Consider the following 20,658-nt stretch of genomic DNA (forward strand, 5'->3'; position numbering starts at 1 on the left):
TTGATGGCATGCCGTGTGAACAGAACCCGGCCTTCGTCACCAACCCGGTAGTTGACTACAAGATCCTGCCGGAATGGGCTATCAGCGTGGGCGCTAAAAAAAATCGGCAACAAATATACGACCCCTGTACTGATGATCGTTTCCAATAAACAGCAGGGACTGACGAAGTATCCGTTCTGTTTCCCTTACGGTTTCAGCGGTGGCATATACTATGTCAAGACATCGCTTGATTTCTGATGCCACGGCACGGAACCGGCCCGCGCACCTGATGCATGAGCAGGCCGGACGGATAGGCATGATCATTAATGAATTATGAAATCACTGTCCCGCCTCGATGATGGGCGGGGCTTGGGAACTGCATCTTTGTGCCCAGCGCGCCATTGCGACGGTGGGCAGTCTTGATCACTTCGGGCAGTCATTGCGGTATTGCGTTATTTTTTTCCGAAAGAACATCTGATGCCGGTACATCGGACAACCAGCATCCGGTGCGGCTTTATTGGTACCGATCTGGTCTTGATACTTTGATTTCATGATTTTGCCAAAACCGGGTAACATGATAGGCATGTCAGACTGGACATGCCAGCCGCATCACGGCTTGGCGAGGAGAAAATTTACCGGCTGGGATAAGTTAAAAACAGGCGGATGCATACCATATGACACCGTGATGTTTCTGATCATGGGAATGAATTGCTCAAAGGGAGAATTAAGGGTTATGTCGATTGCTCAGATGAAGGAAAACATGTCCTCACATGCCGGTTTTATCGCGGCGCTGGACCAGAGCGGTGGATCAACCCCCGGCGCGCTCAGACATTACGGAATTCCGGATACCGCCTACAGTAATGATGCCGAGATGTTCGCGCTTATGCACCAAATGCGGGTCAGGGTCATCACATCGCCTGCCTTTACGGGCAAGAAAATCATTGCCGCCATCCTGTTTGAACAGACCATGAATGGGCTGGTAAAGGATGTTCCGACCCCGACCTATCTGTGGAAGGAGCGTGGCATTGTTCCCTTCCTGAAAGTGGACAAGGGACTGGAGGCCGAAGCGGGGGGGGTTCAGATGATGAAACCCATTCCTGGTCTGGACGTGTTACTTGAACATGCGGTCAAGCTTGGTATTTATGGCACCAAGGCCCGTTCGGTCATCCGCCTGCCTGAACCTGCCGGTGTGGCCGCCATCGTAAAGCAGCAGTTCGCGCTGGCCGAGCAGATCGCGGCCCATGGGCTTGTACCAATCCTTGAGCCGGAAGTGCTGATCAAAAGCCCGGACAAGGCGGGAGCCGAGACTCTGCTGCATGAAGAACTCAAGCGTGGGCTGGATGGGCTGCCGGGCAACTACCAGGTCATGATCAAGGTCAGTATTCCCGAAAAGTCTGACCTGTACCTTGATCTGGTCAAGCACCCGCGGGTGCAGCGTGTTGTTGCGCTGTCTGGTGGCTACCCGCGCGATGAGGCGTGCAAACGTCTGTCCGCCAATCATGGCATGATTGCCAGCTTCTCGCGCGCCCTGCTTGAGGAACTCCGTTATCAGATGACGGATGAGCAATTCAACCAAACCCTGGCCGCGTCGATCGATGAAATCTACCAGGCCTCATCACAAAAAATATGAGATACAGGTCTTTCCAGACCATGTGAGTATGCAAGGTTTCCAGAAGTAAAGACCATCTGGAAACCTTTTAAATCGCGTCGTGGCAGTAGCGTTTGGGTTGCCGCGCGCAGCATCCCTTTATCGGAACGGGTTGTCGGAATAGGACGGTGAGGCATAGCCTGCTGCAGGCATATGGTACGCAGGCGGGTTGTAATTGGAGGGCGTGGTGACGGGTGGCACGCCGCCAGTCCTGGCCACGTTGCCTTGCTGGCCTGCTGTGACAGGGATGGCGGGGTCTGTCATGCCTGTGTCGGCAGGGAGTGCCCCGGCCGCAGGGGTGGCAGGGTAGGCCGACGGCGTACCATTGTAATCGGTCGGACTGTAACTGCCCACGCAGTTTTTGCCCCGTTCGGCTGCATGGAGGGCATCCAGTTCTCCTTTCAGCCGGCCGATATCCTTGTGCCTGTCGCCCCCTATGCTGCCAACTGGCACGCCAATCAGTGCGACACCCCATTCATCGGACTGATGCATTCGGCGCTGATGTTTCTCGGCCGAGGCCAGATCCTGCGTATCTGCCTGGTCCTGATGGGCCAACTGGGCGCAACTCTGTTGCAGGTAAGGGGCCGGATCCACATATTGCGCGCCGATATCAGACGGGTTGGAAGCGCAGCCAGCCACGGTCAGGACAATGCCGCATAGAAGGATCTTTTTCATAGTTTTCCCGATAGGTTTTGTACTGTAACGGAGCTTATCAAAACGGGGCTATCCTGTCGTGTAGCTGAAAGCAAATGGCTGTGTTGCCTCCCCGGTCATGCATGGGTAGCGGGCGTTCAGGGTGTGAAGACAATGGTCTTGCTGGCGTTCAGGATGGCGCGGCGTTCAATGTGGAACCTGACTGCCCGGGCCAGCACGCGGCGTTCGATATCACGACCCTTGCGGATCAGGTCCTCGGGCGAATCCGCGTGCGAGATGCGCTCTACATCCTGTTCGATGATCGGCCCTTCATCAAGGTCGCTGGTCACGTAATGCGCGGTGGCCCCGATCAGCTTGACCCCGCGACTGAATGCCTGATGATAGGGGCGAGCACCCTTGAAGCCGGGCAGGAAGGAATGGTGGATATTGATGCATCGCCCGCTCAGGCGTGCCGCCATCTCGTTGGAGAGTACCTGCATATAGCGTGCCAGGACCGCCAGTTCTGCATCACTCTGGTTGAAGATGGCCCAGATCTTCTCTTCCTGTTCGGCTTTTGTATCTTTGGTAACGGGCAGGTGGTGGAAAGGAATGCCATAAAAGTCCACATCGGCGAATGTCTCGCGTGGGTGGTTGGAAATGATCCCCACGGGCTCGATCCGCAATTCTCCGATGCGCCAGCGATAGAGCAGGTCAACCAGGCAGTGATCGAAACGTGAGACCAGCAGCAGCACCCGCGGGCGGTGGCGGATATCCGTCAGGGTCCATGTCATGGAAAAGGTGTGGGCAATATTGACAAATTGCTTGCGCAGGGTGTGCAGCAGATCGTCGTGGCGCGTCAGTTCAAATACAATCCGCATAAAGAACTGCTTGCTGCCCGTATCATCAAACTGCTGGGCTTCGGTTATGTTGGCGCCATGCTCATACAGATGCTGGCTTATGGCGGCGACGATGCCGGGCCGGTTGGGGCAACTCAGGGTTAGAATGAAGGTAGCGGATGACGGGGCAGGCGAATTCATCAGGTGATCCACTTGTTACAGGCGGGAGGATGCCCCTGATACAACCTTTGCATCCGCTTGTGGAGGGATGGGGGAGCAGGTTTGCATGGGGGCGGATTTGTTCCGTTGCGCATCACCCCGTACCTGCGCGTTCCTTTTTACAGGTCGGGCGGCTTCCGGTCCTATGACAGGAATGAAACCGAAACAATTCCTCGGTCGCTAAGGTCTTCGCGTTTCCGCCCCTGTCCGGCTTGCATGCTGGCATGATCCGCCATTCTTGTTGGGTCGGGCCTCCTTCCTTCATCTGGCGGGTCTGTCCGGCCACCAGGGTTGCCCTGTTGGACCAGTCAGGCTTTTGGGAAAGGCTGGCGGATGATGAACTGCTGGGCATGGTTACGTCCTGTGCAGAACGCGTTCTCCCTTACTTTTTAAGGAACCGACATCCGGCATGACACAACCTCCTCATTCCGTACTCAGGCAGCGCCATATCATCATGATCGCTTTTGGCGGCGCCATCGGGGCGGGACTGTTCGTGGGTAGCAGTGCTGTCATCGCGGCGGCGGGGCCTTGTGCCCTGCTGGCGTTTACCGTGGTTGGTCTGTTGGTCATGCTGATCATGCGCATGCTGGGGGAAATGGTTGCGGCACGTCCTGGTCAGGGTTCCTTCATTGCCTATATCCGCATGGCCCATGGTCCGGGTGCGGCTTTTACAGCAGGGTGGCTGTACTGGTTTTTCTGGCTGGTCGCATTGGGGAGTGAGGCGATAGCGGGTGCCATCATACTGCATGAATGGATCGACTTGCCTGTCTGGCTGCTGGCAACGGTGTTGATCGTGGTGCTGAAGCTGATCAACCTGGCGGCAGTTCACATATTTGGTGAATGTGAGTTCTGGCTTTCGCTGATCAAGGTCATCAGTATCGTATTTTTCATTGTGGCGGGTAGCCTGTATATTTTTCACATATTTGGGACTGGTGTGCCGGTCATGCACAATCTTGTCGGGTCGGGGGGCATGTTTCCCCATGGCATTGCCGCAATGGTGTCCATCGTGCCCACGGTCCTGTTCGCCATGATCGGGTCGGAAATCGCAACTGTTGCGGCAGGTGAGTCAGCAGAACCGGCCAGGAATGTCGGGCGTGTCACCCGCACGCTGGGCCTTCGCCTGATGCTGTTCAATACCCTTTCCGTGGCGCTGATCGTGATGATCGTACCATGGTCGGATGTAGTGCCCGGATATTCCCCCTTTGTTTAGGCCATGCAGGTTATGGGAATTCCCGGTGCGGCGCCCGCCATGCGCATCGTGGTGCTGACGGCCATTCTCTCATGCATGAACTCCAGCCTGTACATCACCTCCCGCGTTATGGCGGAACTCGCATCCTATGGGGATGCCCCCGCCATGCTGCGGCGCAGGGGCGGGCAGAAGGCACCCGTCAATGCCATTATTGCCAATTCCTTGGCTGGGGTGCTTGTCGCCTTTTCTTCCATTCTGGCACCGGGTACGGTTTTTGCATTCCTGCTTAGTTGCAGCGGGGGCGTGATGCTGCTGGTGTACTCGCTTATCGTCACTGCTTATGTGGTCATGCGTAAACGCACACCGCCAGGGGAGCGTGCGCGTCTTTTCAGCATTCCGTTCTTTCCGGCGCTCAATTTCCTGACGCTGGCTGGGGTTGTCATTATTTTTGTCGTCATGCTCATGGACCCTGCGCAGCGCATGGTGGCACTTGCCAGTCTGGGCACGTCGCTTTTCTTTGTGCTGGTCTATGTGGCAAGGCGGCGGGTTACTGCATGGTGATGGCCTGGTTTCATAACCGGGCCGACTGTGGCGTGATCATACCACAGAGGGACTGGTCATGAATGGCCAGTGCCGCACATGCCCACAGAGATATGAAAGGCGCTGTCTGGGCAAAGTCTTTAAAGTTGTCCGTGATAATACGGAAAAAACGGAGCCTTCCTGCCCATGTTGCTCAATACGATCGAACGTGGCCCTGAAAATGGTGACCTGTCCCACCCGGAGGGATCGAAGAACCGTTGATTGGCGCGCGTGGTTCCTGATTTCAGGCTTTTGTCGTGCTGATTGACGGTTCTTGGGGTGACTTTTGATCTGCGTCTTGAGCAGATCGGACGCTGTCGCCAATGGGATAGCTACGCGGCCGCGTTCAACCTCTCGAGGAAGAGGAAGCGGCGCATGTTGTAGACGATATTGGCCAAGCCAATCCTCATGGTGGCCCGGGTAATGCCCACGGTCCGGACGAACAATCCCGTCTGCGATTTCTGATCGGCAAAGACATGCTCGACGCGGGATCGGATGACGGACTTCCCTGCGTTAGAGCGCTGGATATGGCGAGGCATGGGCTTGAGATGCGGCTTTTTCCTGTGAACCTTCGAGACGAAACCCTCTTTGTCCATGAAGTCCTCATTGGCTTTCGAGCGATACGCGGTGTCGGCCCAAACGCTTGAGGCCGTATTGGTTTTATCGAGCAAGCCCTCGCGCAGCCTGGCACCATCACTGGCGGCGGCATCCGTCGCTTTCCATTTCCGGATCAGTCGAAACTTTCGATCGATGGAAATATGCGATTTGTAGCCAAAGAACGGGATGGCGAGGTCCGTGGACGGGAGCGTCCCGTCCTCCTGCCGCTTTGCCTTCGTGAACTTCAGTGTCCATCGCGCATGGCGATCCTTGTGGGACAACTTGGCAGGCTTGTCCTGCCAGTCCTGCGGAATGCGGCCTTCCCGAAGATCAACTTTCTCCGCGTTGGTATTGCGCTGCTTTGGCGCCGCCACCAGCGTGGCATCCAGGATCTGGCCGGACATCGGCAGATACCCGGCGTTTCGCAGGGTGGCGTCAAAGCGCTCGAACAGCTTCTGGATGGCGCCAGCCTCGGTCAGCCGTTCACGGAACAGCCAGACCGTTTTGGCGTCAGGCACCCGGTCCGATAACGCCAGGCCGAGGAAGCGCATGAAGGATAGCCGGTCGTTGATCAGATACTCCGTTCGCTCGTCGGAGAGATTGTTCAGCGTCTGGATCACCAGGATCTTGAACATCAGCACCGGATCAAACGGGGGACGGCCACCTTTACTTCCGTCCGCATAGGCCAGAGCCCTGTCCAGATCAGGACGGAACACCTCAAAATCCACAGTCCGAGAAAACGCTTCGAGCTGATCGCCAAGGCCACTCAAACGGGCTAGTCGCTCGTCCACATCAAAGAAGCCCGGCTGCTTCATGAGCCATTCCCTCAATCATCACAGAAGAGAGGGAATCACACACAGAGGGCCAGAACCAGGGGTTTTTCGAACCCTCCATGTGCATGAAACCCTTGTGGCGCATGCGGCCCTTCCCGCCATGGTTATCGGTCATTCCATGGGGGGAAAAACTGCGATGATGCTGGCCCTGAACCATCCTAACGCTGTCCACAGCCTGATTGTTGCCGATATTGCGCCGGGTGAGGGCGGGTTTGCCCAGTCCCGGCAACTGGCCCACGATCTGGCTGCCCTGCCGCTGCCCGATTACCTGGATCGCGCCGGGGCGGAAGCCTGGCTGGGGCAGGTCATTACCGACCCGCCCGTGCGCGACCTGATGCTAATGAACCTTGAACTGGGAGAAAAGTCGCGCTGGCGTATCGGGTTGCAGCAAATTGCGGCGTCCATGTCTGCCATCATCGGTTGGCCCCCCATTGTGCCGGGCGTGCATTACAATGGTCCCACGCTGTTCATTGCAGGCGGGAACTCACGTTATATCCAGCCTGCCAGTTATCCGGCCATGCGCCGTCTCTTCCCCCATTACCGGCTGGAGACCATCAGGGAGGCAGGGCATTGGGTGCATGCACAGGCCCCTGCCGCCTTCCTTGCGCTGGTGCAGGGCTTCATGGATTCCGGCCATGGCGGAGAGGCATGAAGCTCCTGCTGCCGGTACTGCATTTTTTTCGGTTTTATCAGGCCGGTACCAGGTGCCATAACGCTTCTGTTGCCGGGCATGCGCCTTTCAGCCCACCGGGCACCATGACCCTTTCAACGCAGGTGAGGGTAAAGGTGGCACCATAGTACTGACTGACCTGTGCTGCATCAACGCTGAAGGGCGGCCCTGCTAGGCGGGACTGGTCGTATTCCAGGCAGATCAGCAGTTGAGGGGCCTGATGCGTGATGGCGCACAGGTGCGCGGCATAGTCGGCCTGTTGTGCGGGGGGCAGGGCGATTAGCGCCGCACGGTCATAGACCGCATCGATCTGCCCCAGCGCATCTGCCGTCAGGTCGAATATATCCCCGACATAAATACATAGCCCTTCCGCATCATAACGTTGCATCGTGCCACAGATGGATACATGCGGGGCCAACCCCAGTTCGGCAAAAAGTTGCCCGACGGCAAGTGGGCTGAGTTCACACCCCACCACCTGGTGGCCCTGCGCCAGCAGCCAGTGGATATCGAGGCTTTTCCCGCATAGCGGCACGAATACCCGTGCGCCGTGCTGCAGGCACAGGGCGGGGAAATTACGGACCAGCAGCACGTTGGGCCTGTGTTCGTGAAAGCCGATTTCATTGCGCTGCCATTTGGCCTGCCAGAAAGTACTGTTCATCCGCCCGATTTCATATCTGTGGTTTCAGGCGGGCATGGTGGCCTCCATTGCCCGCATTGTTGTATCTTATTCCCGATCCACCTGCATGCGTAAAGGGCAGGGCGGTTGCGCCGGGTGGAAACGGCGCGGCCGCTGTGGCATGAGGGGGCTTGTTCAACGGTAACCGGTCCATATCGGATCGTCCCGCCATGCAGCAGGGAAGCACGGGTAATGCCCGTCAGGGTTTTTTATTGATGCACATGATGTTTTTTCTGTCTGTGGCCTGCATTCTCATCGTCATGCCCTTTATTGAACTGGCGGGGATCAGGACAGGCGGCAGTGGCAAGGCTATTCCGCCCCGGCGGGTTTATATCGATATCCTGTGCGCGCTGTTCACGGTTGGTCTGTTGCTGGCATTGACGGGTAATCCCGTGGTATCCCTGCTTGTGGCGGTGCTGTTTGAGGTCATTTTCGTATCGGTCTCCAACATAAAATATAAAATACTGGGTGAACCGCTGCTGTTCAGCGATCTTTTTGTGGCCCGGAGTTTTCTGCAGCATCCCAAATTCTACCTGTTTTCCATACCGTGGTATGCACGCGTATTTGTTGTCGTTTTCCTGCTTTTCCTTGTCGTTGGCGCCTTTTTCTTTGTGGTGCCAGACATTCGGCCCCATCTTGTCGGCATTGCCATGACGGTGCTTGGTCTGCTGGGCATACATGCCCTGCCTGCAGCCCGTTGGGTGCCGACCCCGGCACTGGAGCAGGATCTGCAGCGCTTCGGCCTGCCGGGCATCACGTTCCTGTACTGGCGGCAATGGAAGGCCAGCCCAATCCCGCCTGCCGTCCCCCCCCTGCCGGGCAGCGCTGCTTATGATGCGGTGGTGGTCATACAGTGTGAATCCTTTGCCGATCCCGCCTGCCTGCCCCTTCCGGCATCGGTGGGGCCAGTTGCCATGCCCGGCCTGACCCAGGCACGCAGGTGGGCGGTTCAGCAGGGGGAACTGCAGGTCAGCGGGTTTGGTGCCTATACCATGCGTTCGGAATATGGCGTGTTGTACGGGCGCACGGAGGCTGAACTGGGGTTTCGTGCTTTTGACCCGTTCCTGACAGCCATGCAGGAAAGTTCCTATGCTTTGCCCAACCGCCTGAAGGGAGCCGGGTATGAAAGTGTTTTCGTACATCCGCATGACATACGCTTCTATAATCGTAACCTGCTGATGCCCGCCTGCGGATTCGGGCGCATGATCGGCCCCGAAGCCTATGGCCACACAGCCAGTGCCGACATGCCTTATGTGAGTGACATGGCGCTGGGCAAAAGCATTGAAACCCTTGTCCGTTCAGCGTCGGGACCCATTATGGTCCATGCCGTGACCATGGAGAACCATGGCCCATGGGCCGCCAGTTCACAACCGGCACAGGGGCTTGCCAATTACCTGCGCCATCTTGGCAATAGCGACCGCATGCTGCTTGACCTTATGCATGCCCTGTCAGGCATGGACCGGAACATCCTGCTTGTTTTCTATGGGGACCATCGACCATCCATCCCCGGTATATTCACGCCCGGTGCCGCGCGTGACGTGCCCTATGTTGCCGTATCCCTTCCCGCAGGCAGGCCTGATGATCAAGCTGCGTCGCCACCCGTGGCGCTATCCCCAGCCGGTCTTCATGCCCTGATCGTGCAACTGGCCGTAAAACCGGCATAAAGCCAACCTGCGCCACACGGTGAGAACGAACACTTTTGCGGCACGCTATGCAGGTCCATCATGCAGGGAGGTGGATCATGCCTCGTGGCGACAAGTCGGCTATACCGACAGGCAGAAGTGCCAGATCGCTCATATTGAGGAAAATTATGAAAACCGGGGCGTGGATGAACACGAAGCCACACGCTATGCCTGGACAATCGTAAACCGACAGGACAGGGGCGGCAGGACAAGGCGCACCGATGGTGGCCATGAAAACGGACCGCAGGCGTACGCGAAGGGCCACGGCGGGAACCAGAAAATGGAGAAATAGAATTCGCCTTCAAGAAGACAGATGAGTGTTATTTGAAATAAAACCACGGGACTATGGGGCTTTTAAGAAAGTATCCGTATGTAAATCGGCCTGTTCACGAGCAAGGTGGAGGGATCGAAGAACCGTTGATTGGCGCGCGTGGTTCCTGATTTCAGGCTTTTGTTGTGCTGATTGACGGTTCTTGGGGTGACTTTTGATCTGCGTCTTGAGCAGATCGGACGCTGTCGCCAATGGGATAGCTACGCGGCCGCGTTCAACCTCTCGAGGAAGAGGAAGCGGCGCATGTTGTAGACGATATTGGCCAAGCCAATCCTCATGGTGGCCCGGGTAATGCCCACGGTCCGGACGAACAATCCCGTCTGCGATTTCTGATCGGCAAAGACATGCTCGACGCGGGATCGGATGACGGACTTCCCTGCGTTAGAGCGCTGGATATGGCGAGGCATGGGCTTGAGATGCGGCTTTTTCCTGTGAACCTTCGAGACGAAACCCTCTTTGTCCATGAAGTCCTCATTGGCTTTCGAGCGATACGCGGTGTCGGCCCAAACGCTTGAGGCCGTATTGGTTTTATCGAGCAAGCCGAGACTGTGTAGAATTTTGTGCGGTGCCATTTTTTCAGGCCATTGGGAAACGATCATCGAACATGATAGCGAGCTGGCATCTGACAGCGTACCATTCGCGCACTGAGCGCTTCCACTGTGCTGAGGTAGCATTGAGCGCCAGGTAAATCAATTTTGCTGCGGCCTCTTCACTGGGGAAATGGCCGCGGGTGCGCACGGCACGACGGATCTTTGAGTTCAGGGCCTCAATGGCATTTGTTGTGTAAATCAACCTGCGCACTTCTGGAGGATAATCGAGGAACGGAATGACCTCATTCCATGCCCTGCGCCAACTGGGCGCGATGGCCGGGTATTGTCTGCCCAGATCGCTTTCTTCGAACCCGCCGAGGGCTGCCTCGGCCTCTGTGGCGTCCACTGCTGTATAGATTGCCTTGAGAGCTGTGGCGATGGCCTTGCGGTCCTTGTAGCTGGCAAAGCTCATGGAATGACGCAGCAGATGAACGATACACGTCTGAATGCGGGTTCTGGGGAAGACCGCCTCAATGGCCTGCGGAAAGCCCTTCAGCCCGTCGACTACGGCGATCAGGATGTCCTGCACACCCCGATTGCGCAGGTCGCTGAGGACCTTGGCCCAGAATTTGGCCCCTTCATTCGCCTGGAACCACAGCCCCAGAACGTCCCGTGTGCCGTCAGGCAGGATCGCGAGCGCCACGAAGACAGCCTTGTTCGAGACAGTCCCATCACTGCGGATATTGACCCGGATCGCGTCCATGAAGACGATCGGGTAGCAGGGTTCCAGCGGACGGTTCTGCCAGGCGGCGACCTCCTCCATCACGGCGTCGGTAATCGCGGAAATGAGGCTCGGGGAGGCCTCAACGCCATAGATTTCTTCAATATGCCCCTGGATTTCGCGGGTTGTCAGACCTCGGGCATACATGCTGATGATCTTGCGGTCGAACTCGGGAAAGCGACGCTGATACTTTGCAATCAACATCGGATCAAACGTACCGTTCCGATCCCGGGGAATATCCAGAACAACCTTGCCGCTCTGTGTCGTCACGGTCTTCTGGCTATTGCCGTTTCTGCGGTTGGGCGGCTGATTATCCTCAGCAGAGGCGCCATCGGCGCGCTCCTCATCAAGATGAAGTGTCATCTCCGTGTTGAGCGCCCGCTCCGCCAGAGCCTTCGTCAATTCCGAGAGTATGCCGCTTTTGCCAAACAGGTCGCCCGGTGAACGACCTTCCATCAGACGGTCCAGAAGATCTTTATCAATGCTCATGCGGGGGCTCCTCTTCGAGCAGATTATCACCGCACCGCACAAAATTCAGGATAGTCCCAGCAAGCCCTCGCGCAGCCTGGCACCATCACTGGCGGCGGCATCCGTCGCTTTCCATTTCCGGATCAGTCGAAACTTTCGATCGATGGAAATATGCGATTTGTAGCCAAAGAACGGGATGGCGAGGTCCGTGGACGGGAGCGTCCCGTCCTCCTGCCGCTTTGCCTTCGTGAACTTCAGTGTCCATCGCGCATGGCGATCCTTGTGGGACAACTTGGCAGGCTTGTCCTGCCAGTCCTGCGGAATGCGGCCTTCCCGAAGATCAACTTTCTCCGCGTTGGTATTGCGCTGCTTTGGCGCCGCCACCAGCGTGGCATCCAGGATCTGGCCGGACATCGGCAGATACCCGGCGTTTCGCAGGGTGGCGTCAAAGCGCTCGAACAGCTTCTGGATGGCGCCAGCCTCGGTCAGCCGTTCACGGAACAGCCAGACCGTTTTGGCGTCAGGCACCCGGTCCGATAACGCCAGGCCGAGGAAGCGCATGAAGGACAGCCGGTCGTTGATCAGATACTCCGTTCGCTCGTCGGAGAGATTGTTCAGCGTCTGGATCACCAGGATCTTGAACATCAGCACCGGATCAAACGGGGGACGGCCACCTTTACTTCCATCCGCATAGGCCAGAGCCCTGTCCAGATCAGGACGGAACACCTCAAAATCCACAGTCCGAGAAAACGCTTCGAGCTGATCGCCAAGGCCACTCAAACGGGCTAGTCGCTCGTCCACATCAAAGAAGCCCGGCTGCTTCATGAGCCATTCCCTCAATCATCACAGAAGAGAGGGAATCACACACAGAGGGCCAGAACCAGGGGTTTTTCGAACCCTCCACCTGGCCCATAGTGCTTCCTTCCATTCCGATGAAAAGATTGCACCATAAAACCCCGGGACCAAACACCTAGGCGAATATTGTGAAAAATCAATGCCGGTCCAGCCTGAAAGCAGGGTGAGCGCGCCCTCCAGGCTTATTTACTGTCTGTAGTCTTCATATTTGGCCCATGCCTGTGCCGATGTTGGCGCCGTAACGATAGTCAGCAGTGAAAAGATGAGTGGCGTGCCGGACGTACGCCCCTCCGCGCGCGCCTGCGTGCGGATACTGGTCACCGTTTTTGCCACACTGGCGCGCGACGGACCGGCAATGAACACACATTCGGCATGGCGGGCAGCGAATTCCTGCCCGCGTGGCGAAGCCCCAGCCTGAAACAGCACCGGCGTGCGCTGAGGTGAAGGCTCGGACAGGTGAATGGCATCAAGGGTAAAATAGTCTCCTTCATGCCGGATGGAACGCACCCGCGCCGGATCGGTAAAGATGCCGCTGGCGCGATCACGTCGCACGGCACCATGCTCCCAACTGCCTTCCCACAGGGCATAGACGACCTGCATGTATTCATCAGCAATATCGTAACGTGTATCGTGTCCCGGCTGCTGTTTGCGGCCCGTGCCCTTTGCCGCGCTGTTCAGGTAGCCGGTCACGATATTCCACCCGATGCGCCCCTGTGTCAGGTGGTCCAGCGTGGACATGCGCCGGGCGAAGGGGTACGGGTGCTCATAGGAAAGTGTCGCTGTAAGCCCGAAGCCAAGGTGGCGCGTCACCCCCGCCATGGCTGAAACGAGCATGGCGGGATCATTGACCGGCACCTGGGCCGCATTGCGTAGGGCGGCATCAGGGCTGCCACCGTACACATCGTACACACCCAGAACATCGGCCAGGAAAAGACTGTCGAACAGCCCGCGTTCCAGCAGTCGGGCCAGGTCGGTCCAGTATTGTAGCGTATGATACTGGTCCGAACGGTCGCGCGGGTGCCGCCACAGGCCGCTGGCCTGATGGGAAACGCAGTTCATATCAAACGCGTTGAGGCGAATTTCTTTCATGTTTCCAGCCCTGCCCTGCTTCTCATTGAGCTTAGTTGAAACCGATGGATGCGCCGACAAACACGCCAAACCCGTCGCCTGGCTGCATGACAGACAACTGCTTGCCCGCCGCCTGATAACCCGGCACAACGATTGCCGCATAATGCGTGTTGGCAAGGTTGTTGAAACTTACGAACACTTCACGATGCCGGCGTGGCCAGGAATAGCCGATATTGGCGTTATAGATGTGATAGGAAGGCGCGAAATACGCCATGTCATACGATGCCCCCACTTTGGAGGAGACCTGCGCACTGAACCCGGCATAAAACCCGTTGCGCATGTCCAGATGCACTTCACCCTGATAGAAATGCTCCGGTATGCCCGGCAGGCGGTTGTGGCCGAATACGGCATCATGTTTATAGCGGAAGTCCTGGTAAGTATAGGCCTGCCGCAGCGACAGCGTATTACCTGACCATTTCAGTAATTCTGTCTCCAGCGAGAATTCAACCCCCTGGTGCATGGTGGGCGATCCGTTGCCGTAAATGGACGTGCCCGCCGCAAGCGATTCCGGGGTAGTGACGGTCAGCAATTCGTTATGAACGGAGGAATGGTAGTAGGTCAGGCTCCATTTATTATGGAAGTAATGGCCTGTGGTGCCGATCTCGAATGTGGTGGCGGTCTGGTTGCGCAGACGGCCAGAAGTCGCGTTCTCGCCCGCTGCCGCCTGTAGCGGGTAGGATGCAGCATTGTAGTAACTGCCCGCGTAATTGTAATTCCAGTCATTGGGCGGCTGGATACTGCGGCTGACATTGCCGTAAATCTCGACATGACTGTCAGGTTTGTAGCGAAAGCCGCCACGGGGAATGAAATTGACCGAAGACGTATGCAGGTCGCTGCGGTTGGGATAGGTGACATCAGACGTACGCTTGATGAACGCCAGCGCGCCCGCCGCCGTAAGCCACAGATTGTGCGCCACTTCGGTATTGTTGCGAAGATGAAAATAGTTTTCCGTTCCGCCATATTTGACATTGCGCAGCAACATGCCATCCGGTGCCCCGCCAAACACGCTGCTGACACGGATGCGGTTGCGCTGCCAGGCCTCGATATCGCTATAGCTCATGATACCGGCCTGGGTATCGCTACTGTGACCGGCCAGCACGTCATGGCGATCATAATTGAGCACCCCCGCGATCGTCTTGTACCCCCATATCTGGGACGAGGCGGTGTTCTGGATATCGATCGGCGCGTCCTGGTAGTTGCCGCCTATTTCTATCTTTGATTTGTCATCAATACGGATAGAGGTCATGGACCCGTAATACTTCGTGCCCGGCTGGATACGGTGCGCGCCCCATGCGTAATAAGGTGACTGCGCCTGTTTGGGATCGGACAGGATCTGGTCGCGTGTCAGGTAGCCGGGATAGCCGTTGACCGTCTGCCGGTAGCGAAAGAACGCGCGGGTGGAGACACGGTCATTGAACTTATATCCAAAATTGGCATTCAGCCCGAAACTGGTAGCTTTGGTATTGTCCTGATAGCCGCTACGGTAAGAATTGGTGGCACTGATGTAATAGTCAAACTTGCCAAATACCCCACCCGAGCTGAGTTGTTCCTTTACGTAACCAAAGCTGCCTGCCTCCACGCGCGCCTGATAGCGCTGGGCGTCATAGCCGGTCTGGCTGACGTAATTGATCGCACCGCCGAGTTGCATGCCGCCATAGTCGAACGCATTCGCCCCGCGCAGTACTTCCGTGTAACGTAGGCCAAGGGGTTCAAACAGTTCATAGGGCGTGCCCGCAGGCGTTGTGACCGGCAGGCCATCGAACATCATGAGCATGCCGGAGCGAAAATAGTTGGTACCGGTGGCAATGCCCGACCCGCGCACGGACAGGCGTATCCCGTCTCCCCCGCCCGAGGACTGTGCAAATACACCGGGCTGGAAGGACAGTGTATCCGCACTGGTGAAGTTACGGCCCTTGAGTACTTTCTGCGCATCGATCACGCTGGTTGCCCCCGGTATGGAGGCCAGACGCGCTTCCGCCCGCGCTGCAGGCGACAGGCGATGGCGCGAGACGGAAATGATTTCCGGTTGGGGGGCGGCCGCGGCAGGGACTGCCCCGTGGCCTGCGGGGCGATCATGCTGTGCTGCGGGTGTAGTGTTCCGTACGGGGTGGGCGGGAGCCACATCCGCCGCGAAGGCTGCGGGGGCAAAACCCATAAGATAGGAGCCGACTACCAGTGTCGTGCGATGTGAAAGAAGGCGGGAGCGAAAGATGGACCTGTCAGACAGGCGGTGTAAGGATATCCGTGCCATTGGGCATAATTCCATGGGTAGATGCATCTGCATGATTATTTCGTATGTATTTCTTGTTCATTGTCCGACCCCTTAGCGTGTACACATCTGTTTTTATCCTCGGAAATACTCGATATTCTTATTTCGGAATGACGCGGCTGTACTGCCTGTTGAACCAGACCAGGCCGGGCTGGACCCCATCGACCGCCAGACTGACATCAACCACATGGGCAATGACGATCGTATGGGTTCCCACATCACGGATTTCACGGATGCGACAGTCAAAACTGGCCAGCGCATCATCCAGCACGGGTGCGCCGGTCGGGCCGGCATGCCAGCGGCCTGCTGCAAAACGCTCCTGCATGGAACGCGAACGACTGCTGAAAATATTGGAAAGTTCATGCTGGCCGGCATGCAGGACATTGATGGCCAGTACCCCGTGTTTGAGAATATAGGGATGTGCCCCCGTGCCACGATTGATACAGACCAGCACGGTAGGCGGCGTGTCCGATACACTGCACACCGCCGATGCCGTGAAGCCATGCGGGCCGTGGGGTCCATCCGTCGTCACCACCGTGACCGCGCTGGCCAGTGCCGCCATGCCGTTGCGGAAGGCTTCGACAGGCACAGCAGTCACATCCGACTGGTTGTAACCGAACGGTGCAATCATGTTGTTCATTATTGATCAGTTCCCGATATCAGAGGAAAACAGCAGTTCAGGGGTAGTTGGAAGCGCAGCGTGTGGATCGGGCCGGGCGGACTGGCGCAGTGCGGGGTCCATGTCCGGGTCGTAGCCAAATACATCCCAGCGCGAGAGGCAGGTAATCACCACGCCCGCCAGTGGCGCCAGCAGCACCAGCCAGAACAGCGCCGGGCCCAGATGCGCATTCAGCCACGGGAAAGACAGCAGCACCAATGTGCCCCCCACGCCCGAGACCAGGCGCGCCACACCTATGCCCATGCCACGCAGTTCAGTCGGGAAACTCAGCGTGGGATACACCATAAGCTGGCACCCCGGCCCGAACCCCTGCGCAAACAGGAAGGCGGCAAAACCGGCAAGTGCTGCAATGACCCCCACGCTGCCATGGGGCACGCCGGTCATGGCCAGCAGGCCAACACCAACGACCTGCATGATATAGCCTGCCAGCAAGATGGGCCGCGAACGCACGCTGCGTGCAAGCCGGACCCCAAGCAGCCCGCCGGGAAAAGCCACGACAAGGTTAAGGATGATGGAAATCACCACCACCTGCACCGCGCTGGCATGCATGATGGAGACCAGCAGGGTAGGCAGGCCGAAGATAATGATGTTGTAAGACATGGAACTGATCAGCGTCATGGCGCCCACCTGCAGTCCGCGCCCCAGCAGCGGCCTGCGCGCCAGCCGCCACGGGTCCGCCTGCATCACCACCGGCGGCCTGCCCCGCACGGGGCAGACAATCGGATCTACGCCGTACGACCGGCGCAGGATTGCCGCCGCCTGCTCCAGATCACCCCGGCGTGCGATCCATACGGGGGATTCACTTATGTACCGCCCGCGTACCAGAATGATGATCAGGGCGGGAACTGCGCCAAAAGCCAGCGAGGCCCGCCACAACCAGTCTGGATGGGTGGCGGGCAGCACATGGGAGAGCACGAACACGATTACAAAGCAGGCAGAGGACGCGGCATACCATGTCGGGCACCACGCGGCCGCATGGGCCGCCTTGCTACCACGCCCCTCCAGCCGGGAGAACTCCGACAGGAACGCCATGGCCACCGGCAGGTCCATGCCCACTCCGAACCCCATGGCAAAACGGGCCGCGATCAGGATACCGGCCGTAGGGGCAAACCCCGCCACCAGAGCAGCGATGACAAAGCACACCATATCGGCCATGAATACGGCGTAGCGGCCGATGCGGTCCGTCAGCCAGCCACCTGCCAGGCTGCCCACGATGGTCCCGGCATTAAGTGCTGCTGCCACCAGCCCCGTCTGGAACGCGGACAGGCCAAAGTGAGCCTGCACGTCCGTAATACCCCACGAAAGGGTGGTCAGGTCATATGCATCAAGGAATACGCCCCCCAGCGCCAGCGCCACGACCATGCGCGCATGGCTTTGCGCCGCAGGCCCTGCGTTGACAATGGCGGAAATGTCATCCGCATCGCGCACGACGGGGCGCGCGGTGGATATCTGTAACGTCATGTCGTTGCCCGTTCCTGATGATGGTGGAAAGCACCAGTACCCCCGGCGGTAAGCGCGCTGATGATTACGGCCAGTTTCTCGGCATAATGCGTGACTTCGGGCAGGCCCATCAGTTCGCCAAAGCGGCCACGTGCAAGCGGGCCCGCCACAAACAGGCTGTCTTCATGCCGGCCGCCCACACAGGCCCGGCCCAGCGCATCCACATGCAGGCCAAGGCCCGTTGCATCACGTTCCACAAGGCCCGCCGCCGCCAGTTCGCCTAGATAAGGCTGAGCCTGCATGATCGTGCCATGCGCCGGGCCGGTGGTCGTGATGATGGCATCAAAATCCGCCCTCCACGTCGGGGCATTGCCATGGCGCAGGCTGACGACAAAATGCCCGTGACGCACCTGCACGCCAATCAGGCGGCCCGCGCGGATATCCAGCGTGCCCGCCTGTTCGCGCGCGCGCAGTACTGCATCGGCCTGGGGGGCAATACGGAAGCGATGCGTATCCCACAACGGGCGCAGGTGCCGGACCAGCCGCCTGCGTTCAGGCACCGGCAGGGCTGCCCATATATCGGGTGCCTGCGTGCGGATGCGGTCGAACACGGCCTGCCATGGCTGGCCTGCATGGCGGGCCAGTTCATGGCGGATGCGCCGCAGCAGCAGGCTGGCCGTGCGTACGGGGGGGGAAATGAAATTCCCCACCGGGTCCACCACGTCTGCCGCATGCGCGCGCGAGCGCTGTCCGCGCCGCGAAATGGCGGTGATCCTGCCCGCATGCCCCCGCGCGCTCAGACTTACGACGGCATCGGCCATGCTCAGTCCCGTGCCTACGACCAGCACCCGGTCCGTATCGCGTATGGCGTTAAGCGCCCCTGCCTGCCACGGATTGGTAACCAGCACAGGGTGCTGGCCGGGATGCAGTTCCAGATCACGCAACACAGCTGGCGCTTCGGGGGCCGGATGGCTGGTGGCGATAACCACAATATCAGCATGCAGGGAAACGCCGGTGGCATCGGTCACGATCCAGCCACCATCGGGTGTCCGGTGTACGCCCGTCACCCTGCGGCGCAGATGCGTGATTGTGCCCGCCTGCAAAAGTGCTGCCAGCCGGTCCGCCACATAGCGGCCAAACACGGCGCGGGCAGGAAAGACGCTGCCATCGGGCCTGATCGCCGCCGGATCATCGGCCAGCGCGTCGGTCTGGTGGATCCAGTTGATGAAATCATCAGGCTGGCTGGTATCGATGCTCATGCGGGTTGCGGGCACATTGACCCGATGCTGCGGGTCCTGCGCGCCGTAGGCCAGCCCCGCCCCAAGGAAGGGACGCGGCTCGAACACGGTGATGCGTTTCGGGCCGCCGCGCCTGCGCGCCAGATGCCATGCCAGCGCCGCACCGCTAAACCCGCCGCCAATAATGGCGATATGGGGACTATGAGAGGAAACCCGCATGGCGCGCACCATTCTCACGCAGCGCGCGTGGGACGGTGGTCGCCTGCAATCGTCTCACCGAACGGCCCCATGTTATTTAGGGTTGACCGACCCCGCACGGGGTGCGCCGTGGGCAGGTTGGGCAACACCAGCTCACCGAACTGATAGGCTTCCTCCAGGTGCGGATAACCCGAGAAGATGAAGGTGTCGATGCCAAGCCGGCGATATTCGTCAATCCGCTCCGCCACCGTATCGGGGTCGCCCACCAGCGCCGTGCCAGCACCACCACGCACCAGGCCCACGCCCGCCCACAGGTTGGGACTGATTTCCAGCTTCCCGCGCTGGCCGCCATGCAGCGCGCTCATGCGCGACTGGCCCACGGAATCCATGCGGGCAAAGACCTTCTGGGCCTTTGCGATGGTAGCGTCATCCAGATGGCTGATCAGGCGGTCAGTCTCATGCCAGGCTTCCTCCGCCGTTTCGCGCACGATCACATGCAGGCGGATGCCGAATGACACATCGCGCCCCTGCGCATGGGCCAGCCTGCGCACATGGGCAATCTTCTCGGCCACCTGGGCCGGGGGTTCGCCCCATGTCAGGTATTTATCAATCGACTTCGCGGCCACATGCGCCGCTGCTTCCGATGAGCCACCAAAGTACAGTGGTGGCCCGTTTTCCTGAAAGGAGGGAAACAATAGGCGACCATCCTTTATAGTGAAGTGCTTTCCTTCAAAATTGACAGTCTCGCCGCGTAATAACGTACGGTAGATGTCAAGGAACTCATCGGTGATTTCGTAGCGCGTGGCATGGTCGGCAAACAGACCATCGCCCGCGTTTTCCGCCGGGTCGCCACCGGTCACAATATTGATCAGCAACCGCCCGGCCGAAAAGCGGTCCAGCGTTGCTGTCATGCGCGCGGCAAGGGTTGGGGACAGCAGGCCGGGCCGCACGGCAATCAGGTAGCGCAGGCGCTCGGTAACCGGCGCCAGGGCGGATGCAACAACCCAGCTGTCCTCGCAACTGCGGCCAGTAGGGATCAGCACACCGTAATAGCCCAGCGCGTCGGCAGCCTTTGCCACCTGCTGCAGGTAAGGCAGGTCAACCGGGCGGCCGCCCTTCTGCGTGCCCAGATAACGGCTGTCGCCATGCGTGGGCAGAAACCACAGCACATTGATCTTGTCAGGAATTGCGTAGGACATT

General features: G+C 58.6%; 13 protein-coding genes and 4 pseudogenes. 4 read left to right on the forward strand and 13 right to left on the reverse strand.

Annotated features, from left to right (window positions below; all coding sequences use genetic code 11):
- Positions 1–712 precede the first annotated feature (712 nt).
- Positions 713–1,609, forward strand: coding sequence for a fructose bisphosphate aldolase (locus GLX_RS01135; RefSeq protein ID WP_041247045.1), 897 nt, complete (start codon positions 713–715; stop codon positions 1,607–1,609).
- Between the two features lie 117 nt (positions 1,610–1,726).
- On the opposite strand, the gene GLX_RS01140 is transcribed toward GLX_RS01135, so the two are convergent.
- A complete protein-coding gene (locus tag GLX_RS01140; RefSeq protein WP_014104218.1) occupies positions 1,727–2,302 on the reverse strand; it encodes a hypothetical protein in 576 nt (191 codons plus the stop codon).
- Between the two features lie 116 nt (positions 2,303–2,418).
- On the reverse strand, positions 2,419–3,297 hold the full coding sequence (gene purU / locus GLX_RS01145) for a formyltetrahydrofolate deformylase (RefSeq protein WP_014104219.1): 879 nt from the start codon (positions 3,295–3,297) through the stop codon (positions 2,419–2,421).
- A 427-nt stretch (positions 3,298–3,724) separates the two neighbouring features.
- Here purU and GLX_RS01150 point away from each other — a divergent pair.
- Positions 3,725–5,065, forward strand: a pseudogene (locus GLX_RS01150) (amino acid permease).
- Positions 5,066–5,415: 350 nt separating this feature from the next.
- On the opposite strand, the gene GLX_RS01155 reads toward GLX_RS01150, so the two are convergent.
- On the reverse strand, positions 5,416–6,495 hold the full coding sequence (locus tag GLX_RS01155; RefSeq protein ID WP_014104060.1) for an IS5 family transposase: 1,080 nt from the start codon (positions 6,493–6,495) through the stop codon (positions 5,416–5,418).
- 79 nt (positions 6,496–6,574) lie between these two features.
- Here GLX_RS01155 and GLX_RS01160 point away from each other — a divergent pair, with 79 nt between their 5' ends.
- Complete coding sequence (locus GLX_RS01160; RefSeq protein ID WP_231850371.1) at positions 6,575–7,165, forward strand: alpha/beta fold hydrolase; 591 nt, start codon at positions 6,575–6,577, stop codon at positions 7,163–7,165.
- Between the two features lie 37 nt (positions 7,166–7,202).
- Here the strand turns inward: GLX_RS01160 and tmpT are convergent, their stop codons facing one another.
- Positions 7,203–7,841: a thiopurine S-methyltransferase gene (gene tmpT / locus GLX_RS01165; RefSeq protein ID WP_014104223.1), complete on the reverse strand. Its 639-nt coding sequence runs from the start codon at positions 7,839–7,841 to the stop codon at positions 7,203–7,205.
- Between the two features lie 233 nt (positions 7,842–8,074).
- Here tmpT and GLX_RS01170 point away from each other — a divergent pair, with 233 nt between their 5' ends.
- Positions 8,075–9,523, forward strand: coding sequence for an LTA synthase family protein (locus GLX_RS01170; RefSeq protein ID WP_231850372.1), 1,449 nt, complete (start codon positions 8,075–8,077; stop codon positions 9,521–9,523).
- Between the two features lie 549 nt (positions 9,524–10,072).
- Here the strand turns inward: GLX_RS01170 and GLX_RS01180 are convergent.
- The 9 genes and pseudogenes from GLX_RS01180 to ssuD form a co-directional block, all read right to left on the reverse strand.
- Positions 10,073–10,414, reverse strand: a pseudogene (locus GLX_RS01180) (transposase); the annotation flags it as partial.
- A gap of 34 nt (positions 10,415–10,448) precedes the next feature.
- Complete coding sequence (locus GLX_RS01185; RefSeq protein ID WP_014104109.1) at positions 10,449–11,672, reverse strand: IS256 family transposase; 1,224 nt, start codon at positions 11,670–11,672, stop codon at positions 10,449–10,451.
- Between the two features lie 57 nt (positions 11,673–11,729).
- Positions 11,730–12,476 (reverse strand): annotated as a pseudogene (locus GLX_RS17940) (IS5 family transposase); the annotation flags it as partial.
- 153 nt (positions 12,477–12,629) lie between these two features.
- Positions 12,630–13,595, reverse strand: a pseudogene (locus tag GLX_RS01195) (NtaA/DmoA family FMN-dependent monooxygenase); the annotation flags it as partial.
- A gap of 31 nt (positions 13,596–13,626) precedes the next feature.
- A complete protein-coding gene (locus GLX_RS01200; RefSeq protein WP_193360652.1) occupies positions 13,627–15,885 on the reverse strand; it encodes a TonB-dependent receptor family protein in 2,259 nt (752 codons plus the stop codon).
- Between the two features lie 118 nt (positions 15,886–16,003).
- Entirely contained in the window at positions 16,004–16,543 is a 540-nt protein-coding gene (locus tag GLX_RS01205; protein WP_014104230.1) for a flavin reductase, read from the reverse strand.
- A gap of 6 nt (positions 16,544–16,549) precedes the next feature.
- Entirely contained in the window at positions 16,550–18,043 is a 1,494-nt protein-coding gene (locus tag GLX_RS01210; protein ID WP_014104231.1) for an MFS transporter, read from the reverse strand.
- Positions 18,040–19,479 (reverse strand): FAD/NAD(P)-binding protein, encoded by a 1,440-nt coding sequence (locus GLX_RS01215; protein WP_041247523.1) that lies wholly within the window; start codon positions 19,477–19,479, stop codon positions 18,040–18,042. Before GLX_RS01215 ends, GLX_RS01210 begins: the two co-directional genes overlap by 4 nt.
- 14 nt (positions 19,480–19,493) lie before the next feature.
- Positions 19,494–20,657, reverse strand: a complete 1,164-nt coding sequence (gene ssuD / locus GLX_RS01220) for an FMNH2-dependent alkanesulfonate monooxygenase (RefSeq protein ID WP_014104233.1) — start codon at positions 20,655–20,657, stop codon at positions 19,494–19,496.
- Position 20,658: the final 1 nt, after the last annotated feature.

The organism is Komagataeibacter medellinensis NBRC 3288, assembly GCF_000182745.2.
GTDB classification, from domain to species: Bacteria; Pseudomonadota; Alphaproteobacteria; order Acetobacterales; family Acetobacteraceae; genus Komagataeibacter; species Komagataeibacter medellinensis.